The organism is Bacteroidales bacterium, from assembly GCA_018334875.1.
Classification (GTDB): Bacteria; Bacteroidota; Bacteroidia; order Bacteroidales; family UBA12077; genus JAGXLC01.
Genome location: JAGXLC010000105.1, coordinates 1 through 12292, shown reverse-complemented (window position 1 = coordinate 12292; position 12292 = coordinate 1). Strand labels below are relative to the sequence as shown.

Sequence of the window (12292 nt, the reverse complement as noted above, 5' to 3'; positions counted from 1 at the left end):
GGGGAATCGTTTCTGCGGGGCAGGAACGCGGGACTTCTTGCTCTATGCTCTAAGCTCTATGCTCTAAGCTCTGTGCTCTATGCTCTGTGCTCTATGCAAGATTACAGTATTTAAGCCCGCCTGCTGCGGGCAGGTATTTCGTTATTGAGACCTAAAAGTAAAACCAACAGAAAAGAATTATGAAGAACATTTTACAGCAATTTTCAACGGAAGAGGAATTGGTAAAGAAACACAAACCGGAAGAATTCCGAAGCCATTACAAGGTCAACAACCACTTGCACACCCCATATTCTTTCAGCGCTTTTGAAAATATCTCCCAGATCTTTCAGATGGCAAAGGAAGAAGACATATCGGTACTGGGGATTAATGACTTCTATACCACCGCAGGTTATGACGAATTTCATCAACTTGCCGGAGAACATAAGATCATGCCCCTGTTCAACATAGAATTCATCGGGTTGCTCAGGGATTTTCAGGATAAGAACATGCGGGTGAATGACCCCAAAAATCCGGGAAGAGCCTACTTTACTGGCAAAGGGCTCACCTACCCCGTGAGCATGAGCGATCAAAATGCTGGTCTGCTTAACAGGGTAAAAGCCCACAGCGAAGAGCAGTTAAAAAAGATGGTGGTCCTGGTCAATGATTTTTTCGGGGAACTGAGCCTACCCGTAAAACTGGATTTTGATGAGCTGAAACAGCATTATGCAAGGGAAATGCTTCGGGAACGCCACATTGCAACAGCAATACAAGATAAACTTTCCCAGGCATCGGCCTCAGATGAGGAGATGAAATCCATGCTGACAAAGATGTTTGAAGGGAAGGAAGTCCAGGCTGACATGACCGACAAACCAGCGGTACAAAACGAGATTCGGAACAACCTCCTGAAAAAGGGAGGAAAGGCTTTTGTACCTGAGGATGAAAATGCATTCCTCAATCTGGAACAGATCAAGGACATCATCATTGATGCAGGCGGTATTCCCTGTTATCCTGTGCTTCTCGATAACGAAAAGGGTGAATTCACGGATTTTGAGGGAGACTGGGAGGCCATGTACGATTACCTGCGGGAATTCAATGTGGGTTGCATTGAACTCATACCCGGCCGCAATTCATTTGAAGTACTCAATGATTTTGTAAAATTTTTTAACGAACGAAATTTTATCGTTACCTTTGGTACTGAGCATAACACTCCGGCGCTAAAACCCTTAACGGTTACCTGCCGGAATGATGTACCGCTGGGCGACGAGCTGGAAAATGTCAATTTTGAAGGAGCTGCGGTTATAGCGGCCCATCAGTACAAGAAGGTAAAGGGGCAGGAAGGGTTCCTCTCAGCCAATCATGAACCCAAACCAGAGGAAAAGGAAGATTTTGTTCATCTGGGGAAAGCGGTAATCAACGAATTTCTTTCAAAATAATTTTTTAGCCATATGCAACAAGAACTTGACAACCTCATCCAACTCTCAAGATACTACGGCAACAACAAAGATTATGTCATTGCCAGCGGCGGCAATTCTTCATTCAAAAACGAAGATTACCTGTGGATCACAGCCAGCGGATCTTTTATGGGAAAACTGGAGGAATCGGATCTGCTCAAGCTATCGAGGAAACAACTGGACCAGATCAGCTCGAAAACCTACAGCTCCGATCCCCAGCAACGCGAAAAGGAGGTCAAGAATGATCTGATTGCCAGCATCGCAGAGGCTGGTACCGAAAAAAGGCCGTCGGTAGAAACCAGCCTGCACAACCTTATTGAATATGCTTACATCATTCATACCCACCCCACACTGGTTAATGGTTTGCTATGTAGCAAACAGGCAGAGACCAAAACAAAGGAATTATTTGCGGACAAGGCCTTGTACATCGAATATACCGATCCCGGCTATACGCTTTTTAAGCGGGTCGAACAGGGAATCAACAGTTACCGGCAGCAACATAACTGTGATCCGAAACTGATCTTCATCCAGAATCACGGGTTGTTTGTCAGTGCCGACTCCCCTGAGGAGATCAGTCAGCTTTATGATGAAGTGATGAATGCCATTGAAAAAGAAGTTACCACCAAACCGGAAGCTTCTGAACGTCCCGTGAGCAAAAACATAACAGAAATACTGCCGGCCATGCGCATGATGCTTTCTCAGGATGATTTGAAGGTGCTGAATATCCGCAACAATTCATTGATCGAATCCTATCTTGAAGATGAGCAACAATTTCAAAAGATAGCCCACCCCTTCACCCCCGACATCATTGTCTTCTGCAAATCTCACTATCTTTACGTCAATGAAGGGAATGATCCGGATAAGATACTGGAAACCTTTCAGAAGAAGCTAAAAGCATTCCGTGAAGAGCATGGTCAGCTACCCAAAATCATACTCATCAAACACCTGGGTATCATTTCTGTGGATGATCAGGCCAGATCAGCCGAAACCGTGCTGGACATCTATGAAGATCTCATCAAGATAAGCCACTATTCAGAGAACTTTGGCGGCCCAAACTTCATGAAGGAAGAGCAGATTGCCTTCATAGAAAACTGGGAAGCTGAAAAATACCGGCACGCGCTTGCCAAAGGAAAAGAGGGAACGTCTCCTGTAAAACATCAAACTGCCATTGTAACCGGAGGATCTCAGGGCTTTGGTGAAGGCATCGTTCGGAGGCTCTTCAAGAAGGGAATCAACGTGGTTATTGCCGATATTAAAGAGGAAAAGGGCAAAGAATTGGTGGAAGAATTAAACAGTGAGGATATAAAAAACCAGGTTGCCTTTGTGCAGGCCGATGTCTCTGACGATACTTCCATGGGGAACTGCATCTTCGAAACTGTAAAACAATTCGGCGGCCTCGACCTGATGATAAGCAATGCAGGCATTTTGAAAGCAGGCGGACTGGATGAGATGGACCCCGATACCTTCGAAGCCATTACCCGGGTGAATTACAAAGGATATTATATCACCGCAAAGCAGGCTTCCATGGTCATGAAACTCCAGTCGGAATATCATGACAACCATTTCATGGACATCATCCAGATCAACTCCAAATCGGGTCTGGTGGGTAGCAAGAAGAATTTTACCTATGCCGGAAGCAAATTCGGCGGTATTGGGCTCACCCAGTCATTTGCCCTTGAGTTGATCCCTTATCGGATCAAGGTGAACTCCATTTGTCCGGGCAACTATTTTGAGGGGCCGTTGTGGTCCGACCCGGAGGAGGGATTGTTCGTGCAGTACCTGAAAGCAGGCAAGGTGCCCGGCGCCAAAACCATCGAAGATGTAAAAAAACACTATGAATCCAGGATACCAGCCGGCCGGGGCTGCCAGGTTGACGACTTGATCAAGGCAGTATATTATGTAATGGATCAGGTTTACGAAACCGGCCAGGCGATTCCGGTAACGGGGGGTCAGGCGATGCTTAAATGAGGTAATAATGATTGAATGCGAGAATGATTGAATGAGAGAATGCATGAATAAATTAGTAGTGAGTTGAGAGTAGTGAGTGAGCTGTCCTATGTATGCAGGCACTAAGCATTAGGCAGAGATATAGCTACAGGCACAGCAGTAGAGACGCAAGGCTTGCGTCTCGGAGATTTTTGAAGGACAGCAGGATGGCAAGAAAGCACGACTGCACAATAGAACGAAGGAACGATAGCACGACAAAACAGCAGAGCGATAGAAAGAAAAATGGCAATCGTTAATGGTCTTAAAAAGAGAGCTATCAACAAACTGATGCTGACGTCAACCCGACCCCGCCTTCACTTCGTTTCTGCGGGGCAGGAACACGGGACTTTTTGCTCTTTGCTCTATGCCACATTTAAGCATTCATGCCCGCCTGCTGCGGGCAGGCATTTATCAGAAAAATCAAGAGAATAATAACGCCAAACCAAATAGAGCCATGCGAACCAAAGCAGTAAGAATATACGGAAAAGGCGATTTGCGCCTGGAGGAATTTGAACTGCCTCCGATCAAAGAAAATGAAATCCTTGCCCGAGTTGTTTCGGACAGCCTCTGCATGTCTTCATACAAGGCAGTTAAACAGGGAGCTGATCACAAGAGAGTGCCCGATGACGTTCACAACCGACCGACAATCATCGGTCATGAATTCAGCGGAGAGCTCGTTGAAGTGGGCAAAAAATGGCAGGACCAGTTCGAGCCCGGCATGAAATTCTCCATCCAGCCGGCGCTTAACTATAAAGGGAGTTTGGATGCGCCGGGCTATTCATACCAATATACAGGCGGAGATGCCACCTATATTGTCATTCCCCCCGAGGTAATGGAAATGAACTGCCTCTTACCCTATTCCGGAGAAGGATACTTTCCGGCGTCGCTCTCGGAACCCATGTCCTGCGTCGTAGGAGCTTTTCATGCTTCCTATCATACCAAACCAGGCTCATATCAACATTACATGGACATCAAAGAAAACGGCAACATGGCCATGCTGGCCGGCGCCGGACCCATGGGACTTGGAGCCATTGAATATGGCATCAACAGGGATCGCAGACCCGGAAAGCTGGTAGTGACCGATATTGATGAAGAACGACTAAATCACGCAGAACAGATTTTTCCGCCTGAAAAGGTAAAACAGAATAATGGTGTGGATCTGTATTTCATCAACACCAAAAATATTGACAACCCGGAAGAAGAGATCCTTTCCCATATCGATGCACCGGGCTTTGATGACGTTTTCGTCTTTGCACCGGTCAGGCAGGTGGTTGAACAGGCCGATGCCCTCCTTGGAAGGGATGGATGCCTCAATTTCTTTGCAGGTCCTACAGATAAAAATTTCAGCGCCGAATTCAACTTCTATAACGTACACTATGCCTCCACCCATATCGTGGGAACCAGCGGTGGAAATACCGATGATATGAAGGAATCCCTCGATCTGATGTCACAGGGCCGCATCAATCCCTCCTTCATGATCACCCATATCGGTGGGCTGAACGCTGTGATTGATACCACGAAAAATCTGCCTGACATACCCGGCGGAAAAAAGCTGATGTATACAAATATAGAAATGGATTTGACAGCCATTGAAGATTTTAAAAAGAAAGGCGAAGAAGAACCCCTTTTCAAAAAGCTGGATGAGATCGTTGAAAAGCACAACGGGCTGTGGTCTGTTGAAGCGGAGGAATATTTGCTGGAGCATGCACCGGGAATACAGTAAAGTTGGCAGTTGGCAAGCCATATAGCTTCAGTGAGCATGAGGATTTATTATAACTGCAAATTCATAATAAAGCAAAGGGATGTAGCTGCAGGTGGCAGAGGTAAATAGTCATTTGGTTGTCATTCAGTTGTATTCGGAGGTATACTTTAGTTTACAGTTCATTCCAGTCTTAGTCCCACCAGCTGCGGCAGACCCGGAATCTATGCTTTGAAAATGAAAAAATGGAATATGAAATTTAAAAATATACTTACTAGGAACCATTGCATTTCACTGGCAATTGAGGCTTTGGGTTTGCTCCCGCATTCTGCGGGACCAACTTATGTAGCTAAGAGAGCCCAAATTATGCACTGAAATAAAAAATATATAGAATAACAATATATTATGCCCTATGAAAAATAAAGACCTTGTGCTCATTTTCGACTGCGGCGCGACCAATGTTCGGGCCATGGCCATCAACCGGTACGGTAAGATAGAAGCTTCACAGTCTTATCCGAACGACACCACTGAAGATCCTTATTTCAAAGAAGGACTGATCTGGGATGTAGAAGACATCTGGCAAAAACTGGCAAAAGCCTCCCGGGAAGTTATTGCGCAGATTGATCATGAACGCATTGCGGCGGTTTCGGTCACTACCTTCGGTGTTGACGGCACCTTCATTGATTCGGACGGAAGATTGATCTACCCCGTCATCTCCTGGCAATGTGAGCGCACGCACCCCGTCATGGAAAACATAGACCGTTACATTTCACGGGAGAAGCTATACAGTATATGCGGAGTATTTCCCTATGGTATGAACACCATCAACAAGATCATCTGGCTGAAGGAGAACAAGCCTGAAGTGATCGACCGGGCCTCCGGGTTCCTGTTCCTCTCCTCTCTCCTGCTCCATCGGTTGAGCGGTGAATTTGTCACCAATTGCACGATGGCCGGAACATCCATGCTTATGGATGCAAGAAAAAGACAACTTTCCAAAGAGGTGCTGGAAAGCATCGGCATTGATCCTTCCCTGTTCCCTGAAATCAGGGAGGCCGGCGAAGCAGTTGGTGCTGTCACTGCGAGGGCTTCGGAAGAAACGGGTATTCCACAGGGCACCACCGTTTTTGAGGCCGGTCACGATACCCAGTTTGCCATTTATGGCTCGGGAGCCGGTTTGGGTGAACCGGTATTGAGCACAGGTACATGGGAAATCCTGATGACACGAAGCGATGACTTTACAGCCGGAAAAGAACAGCTTGATATGGGCATCACCACCGAGTTGGATGCCATTCCCGGCATATACACCATTGGAATGAACTGGATCGGATCAGGGCCGCTGGAATGGGTACGGAAAATGCTTTACCGTAAAGGGGATGATGATGTGGAAAGCTACGAAAAGATCATCGGAGAAGCCGAACAGGTAGCTCCCGGAAGCAATGGCATACGCATCAATCCGGATTTTGTACAGGCCGAGAAAAGCCAATACCCCAGCGGCATATTCGGACTGCGGCTCCATACCAACCGCGCAGAAATCTATCGTGCAGGGCTCGAATCCTTGTCATTTAAACTGAGGAAAGGACTGAATGCCCTGGAGCAGGCCGGCGGCTTCACCGCCTCGAAGGTCATCTGTGTGGGCGGGGGCTCTAAAAACACTCTCTGGAACCAGATCCGGGCCGATGTAACCAACAAACCCATCCAACTGATCGACCAGAAGGAAACCACCGTGCTGGGCGCCGCGCTCTTCGGATTTGTAGCAGCAGGCATCTATAAGGATGCAGAGGAAGCCCGCAGTCAGATAGACTATCGCCCCGAAGTTGTGGAGCCTTCTGAGAACATGTCTAAATATGAGGAATTGGAGAAAACGTTCAGAGAATACATATAGAAGGGAATAGTAGTGAGTAGTGAGTAGTGAGTTGACTGTCCGGGAGTTTGAGGGTCTGACTGGAGTTTGGGAAATAAGTTGGCAGCTTACTATATTGCAGAACCAAATTTAAGGAAATAAGATATAGCAATACAGTTGGTCCCGCATTCTGCGGGAGCAAAATGCAGTTGACAAAGCACGTGGGCTAAAGTCGACAGTAGAGACGCAAGGCTTATGTACCGGAATCAATAGGAAATAAAATATTACCCTGGCAGTGGAGTAAACCCTGAAAGGGTGATATAGTAATAGCCCAGTCCGGCAACTGCCGGATGGGTAATGATACATCGAACATCTGAGCGCTCCAACTGCCCGGTGACAATAAGGCACAGAACATTACTGGAGCGCAATGCAGTAAAAGGATAACAAACAATGATAAAAAAGTAGTAAATAGAAGGATTTTTTTTAAACAGGCAACAGTAGGAATTGATTTACAGGCTCGGCAACAGAGACGCAATGCTTACCTCCAGGAAAGAATCTGTCTGGTGGTCTTTCTTAGCCTTCGCCTTAGCCTCAGCCTTAAACAACAATGTAACAATGGAACAGTTTAACAATGTTTTATCATCCAATGATTAGTATCATATATATCATCAATATAATTAACAGAACCAAAAACATCTGAACTATGAGCAAACGACTAATAGGTAAATTACCCAAAGTAGGCATCCGGCCGGTTATTGACGGCAGGGAACGCGGTGTAAGGGAATCGCTGGAAAAACAGACGATGGACCTTGCCCATGCCGCGGAAAATCTGATTAAAGGAAACATCCGTTTTCCAAACGGAGAAGAAGTAGAATGCGTTATTTCCGACACTACCATTGGCGGTGTGGCAGAAGCAGCCAAATGCGAGGAGCAATTTAAGGAACAAAATGTAGGACTGTCCCTTACTGTTACTCCTTGCTGGTGCTACGGCACGGAGGTTATGGATGCGGATCCGCTGCGTCCGAAGGCTGTATGGGGCTTCAATGGCACAGAACGACCCGGGGGCGTATACCTCACCGCGGCCCTGGCAGGCTATGCTCAGAAAGGCTTGCCAGCTTTCGGCATCTACGGAAGAAATGTACAGGATGCCGATGATACCAGTATCCCCGAAGACGTCCAGGAAAAGATCCTGCGATTCGTCAATTCCGGTCTGGCTGTTGCCCAGATGCAGGGCAAATCCTACCTGTCCCTGGGATATACCTCCATGGGTATCGTAGGCTCGATGGTGGATCCGGAATTTTTCCAGGATTACCTGGGCATGCGTACCGAGTTTGTCGATATGAGCGAGATCAACCGCAGGCTTAATGAAGGCATCTACGACAAGGAAGAATTTGAAAAGGCTCGTGAATGGGTCAACAAGAACTTCAAGGAAGGTGAAGATCCGAATGCTTCGGACCAGCAGGCCGACAAGGAGCGGAAAGACTATGAATGGGACACCGTCATTAAGATGACCCTCATCTTCCGCGACCTGATGCAAGGCAACGAGAAGCTCAAAGACATGGGCTACGGAGAGGAATCTCTGGGCAGAAACGCCATCGCCATGGGTTTTCAGGGACAGCGGCAATGGACCGACCACATGCCCAACGGTGATTTTCCCGAAGCCATACTCAACTCCTCGTTCGACTGGAACGGCATCCGCGAGCCCTACATCGTGGCCACGGAAAACGACAGCCTCAACGCTGTAGCCATGCTGTTCGGTCATCTTCTGACCAAAAGGGCCCAGATCTTTTCCGACGTGAGAACCTTCTGGAGCCCCGAAGCGGTTAAACGGGTATCCGGGAAAAATCTTACCGGAAAAGCCCAGGATGGGATCATCCACCTGATCAATTCGGGTTCGACCACACTGGATGCCACCGCCCAGCAACAGGACGAAAACGGCAACCCGGTGATGAAACCCTTCTGGGAGATCACCGAAGAGGAAGCCCAGAAATGCCTGGACAATACGGTATGGCCACCGGCCGTACGCGAATATTTCCGCGGCGGAGGCTTTTCATCCCTGTTTAAGACCGAGGGCGAGATGCCCCTGACCATGGCACGGATCAACCTGGTGAAAGGCATTGGCCCGGTATTGCAGATCGCTGAAGGCTGGAGCGTCAAGCTTCCCGAAAAGATTCACAGCGTGCTCAATGAACGCACAAATCCTACCTGGCCCACCACCTGGTTTGTTCCACGAACAACCGGCAAAGGGGCTTTCAGGGATGTGTATTCCGTGATGGAAAACTGGGGCGCCAACCACGGTGCCATCAGCTACGGCCACTTCGGAGCCGACCTGATCACACTGGCCTCCATGCTAAGGATACCGGTGAACATGCACAATGTGGAAGAAAACAAGATCTTCCGACCCAACAGTTGGAAAGCTTTCGGCGAAGATCCCGAAGGATCGGACTACAGGGCCTGCAAAAATTACGGCCCGCTGTACGGGATGTATAAGTAAACGGTTCAACATAAATAGAGTCTGTCTATAATGTCCGCTGGCTTCGTTACGCTCGTTTTTCATGCCAGTCATTTACATTAAGTAAACTCCTGGCATTCAAAACTCGCAAGCCTTGCCAGCGAACATTCTAGCCAAGACTCTTTCAAATCTATTTGACTTTATGGACAAACACTAAATAAGAAACTACCCTGGCTTCTTGTTGGAGCCAGGGTAGTTTTATTTGGCAATGTTCCGTTAAGGAACAAAATTCGGAATAGAAGCATATGCCATGCCTACGGCATTCCGGTCCCACATATCACCTTTACCCCGCATTCCGTTTCACTCCATACGGGGCTACAAAGATGCCATCCCGCAAAGCGGGATTCCTGCTGGTGTTAACTTATAGGTTTCCTGCATCTCATAATTGATCTTGCATATAAATCCTATTACAAGTGAAATAATAATATTATTCAATATTTGCATTATACCCTAACTTGGACAAGCCAAAAAAACAAGATGTTATCATGTGATTTTATATATCCTGGTTTTGGCTTGTCCAAGTTAGTCCGTAAGGCCGTGGGCCTGATATCTTTGTAGGCCCGGGTGTAAACCCGGGTATTCGGAGGGATAGAGTTCACCGGAATCCCGTCAGGGAATAATAAATCAAACGGGGTTCCGTCAGGAACGGCACAAAGGAGGATCCCTGGAAAAATTGGAATGTCACATTTGATTTTTAGAGAGCACGTCAAGGAATTTATTCGGTTTTTAGATTTTGAACTTGGTGGGTAATTTATTCACCCAAATTTTCAATATCTCTATAGCTTACAAAAATATATGCAAGATAAACCACATTTTCCCGTATTTCATAAAAAATAGTGATACGCTTGTTTAAAACAGCCTTTCTTAATCTGGGATGATACGTTGAAACAGGAAACATTTTAGGATTGCTTAAAATCAAATTAAGCTGTTTATTAAGATTTTGTTTGAACTGATCTACTTCTTTCCGGGTCCAATTATGAATGAGATAATCAAGAATTTCTTCGAGATTATGAATGGCCTCGTCAGTCCAGAACAACTTATAATTCATACTTTTTCTTTACATCTTCATGAGACCTAACCCTTCCTGCATCTATATCTTTCCGTCCTTTTTCAATATGTTTTTTTTGATTTTCTGTTAGATCATTCCACCAGTCCTGGCCCTTTGCTTGTGAATCTTTGAGAATTTTCAGATATTGAATGGTTTCTTCATCATCAAGTTGAGAAAGCCATTCTATCAGCTCCAGTTTTATTGTATCCCGTTCCATTTCTTTTTTCTTCAAAATTATAATTTATTGACAAGAATTAAAATAATTTCCTTACTCTTTCTTCTTCTATCTCTTTCCATCATTTTTCTCGTATCAACACACAATGTCCCCCGCCCGGTGCCATTTTATAGTGATGGGTATCACCGGCATGAACGGTCTTGCCTTTGACGATGTAATCCTCCTTATCCCCAAATGCAGAGGCGTTTTCTCCGTCTGAAAATTGGGTCAGCTCATACGTGCCTTTACCCAGAAAATCCAGGTCAATTTCCACTTCTCTGGCCTTTCCATTGGTCGCAGACCCGATCATCCATATGTCCCCTTTTCGCCGGGCCACGGTGATGTATTTGCCAATCTCGGCATGGATCACCTTCGTTTCATCCCAGCTTCCCCGTATGTTGGCAATAAATTCAAACAGATCTGCCTTTGCCCGGTAAGCATCCGGATGATCAGGTATAACCACCAAACCGCTGAAAACAATAAATGCCCTTGCTGCCTCAGCCACTACAGTTGACGGAACCGGCTCGCCGATAGCCTTACGCCCCTGTTCCATAAGTCCATTCAACTCAAAATAGCCGTTGTTCATATCCAGGGCACCTGATATCCCGTTCACAATGGAGGAGGTGACAAATGTTTCCGGTTGAAAGGCCCGGCGGGCATCCGACTGGGCATGGCAGTATTCCCTCGTGATCAGATTGGGCCATGTACGAGAACCACCGGCCGGCGGAACAGGGTGATCGTGAAAGTTCACCAGCAATTCATATCTGGCACAAAGCTCAACAATCTCGCGGGTTCTTTTTACCAGTTCCTGACGCCCGTCGCATTCACTTCCCAAAAATCCATATTTGATTCCTTTAGCGCCCCACTGGCTCCAGGTCTTTAATACCTTTTCAAGGTCCCAGTCATTATTGCCTTCGCTCCGGCGGTCCAGATAGAGCAATACCCCAACTCCTTTACTTTCTGCATAACGAATGATCTCAGGCATATCCATTCCTTCCCTGGAATGGGTCGGGCCTTTTTTGCTATACCATCCGGCATCAAACAGCACATATTCAATATCTTTTTCTGCCGCAAAATCGACATATCTCATGAATGCTTCCTGGCTGATCTCATAGGTAAACCCATTTACCTGTGCGCCTCTTGCCCGCCAGTCCCAGAGCGATACACCAGGTTTGATCCAGGAGACATCTTCAATAGCACACGGAGGATTGAGGTTGTACAGCAAATTGGATTCAAGGAGCTCACCGGCATCATCTCCAATCATAAATACGCGCCATGCAGTTTTTGCATGAGTACTGCCGGTGGAAGCTTCCATATCAAACTGAAACCTGTTCTCAGCCTTTGATTTAAGCCGGGAATAACTAAAATCATAAGTTGCTGCCTCATGCACTGCCAGACAGTAGGAATCATCCGACACAAACACCATGGGAGTCTGAAAGTCTTCATTTCGGGTAAACTGCTCTTTTACCCCGGAAACCCGAACGGGGCCAATGTTCGCTCTTTCCCCGTTGGGAGTCCAAAAGGCAGGTTCACCAGCCACAGCAAAACTCGTCAGATCCTGGT

General features: G+C 46.7%; 8 protein-coding genes. 5 read left to right on the top strand and 3 right to left on the bottom strand.

Annotated features, from left to right (window positions below; all coding sequences use genetic code 11):
* Positions 1-179: 179 nt before the first annotated feature.
* From KGY70_10110 to KGY70_10090, 5 genes are all read left to right on the top strand, one after another.
* On the top strand, positions 180-1412 hold the full coding sequence (locus tag KGY70_10110) for a hypothetical protein (protein MBS3775531.1): 1233 nt from the start codon (positions 180-182) through the stop codon (positions 1410-1412).
* A gap of 12 nt (positions 1413-1424) precedes the next feature.
* Complete coding sequence (locus tag KGY70_10105) at positions 1425-3398, top strand: SDR family NAD(P)-dependent oxidoreductase (protein ID MBS3775530.1); 1974 nt, start codon at positions 1425-1427, stop codon at positions 3396-3398.
* Positions 3399-3870: 472 nt separating this feature from the next.
* The gene (locus KGY70_10100; protein ID MBS3775529.1) at positions 3871-5139 is read left to right on the top strand and encodes a zinc-binding dehydrogenase; all 1269 of its coding nucleotides are present in this window, start codon (positions 3871-3873) and stop codon (positions 5137-5139) included.
* Between the two features lie 388 nt (positions 5140-5527).
* On the top strand, positions 5528-6997 hold the full coding sequence (gene fucK, locus KGY70_10095) for an L-fuculokinase (GenBank protein MBS3775528.1): 1470 nt from the start codon (positions 5528-5530) through the stop codon (positions 6995-6997).
* A gap of 676 nt (positions 6998-7673) precedes the next feature.
* Positions 7674-9449, top strand: a complete 1776-nt coding sequence (locus KGY70_10090) for an L-fucose isomerase (GenBank protein ID MBS3775527.1) — start codon at positions 7674-7676, stop codon at positions 9447-9449.
* Between the two features lie 769 nt (positions 9450-10218).
* Here KGY70_10090 and KGY70_10085 read toward each other — a convergent pair.
* The 3 genes from KGY70_10085 to KGY70_10075 all read right to left on the bottom strand — a co-directional run.
* The gene (locus tag KGY70_10085) at positions 10219-10515 is read right to left on the bottom strand and encodes a type II toxin-antitoxin system RelE/ParE family toxin (protein ID MBS3775526.1); all 297 of its coding nucleotides are present in this window, start codon (positions 10513-10515) and stop codon (positions 10219-10221) included.
* Complete coding sequence (locus KGY70_10080) at positions 10505-10732, bottom strand: hypothetical protein (protein ID MBS3775525.1); 228 nt, start codon at positions 10730-10732, stop codon at positions 10505-10507. The genes KGY70_10085 and KGY70_10080 overlap by 11 nt, the downstream gene beginning before the upstream one ends.
* 79 nt (positions 10733-10811) lie before the next feature.
* Positions 10812-12292, bottom strand: a 1481-nt coding sequence (locus KGY70_10075; GenBank protein MBS3775524.1) for a glycoside hydrolase family 97 catalytic domain-containing protein, incomplete at its 5' end; no start/stop codon positions are given.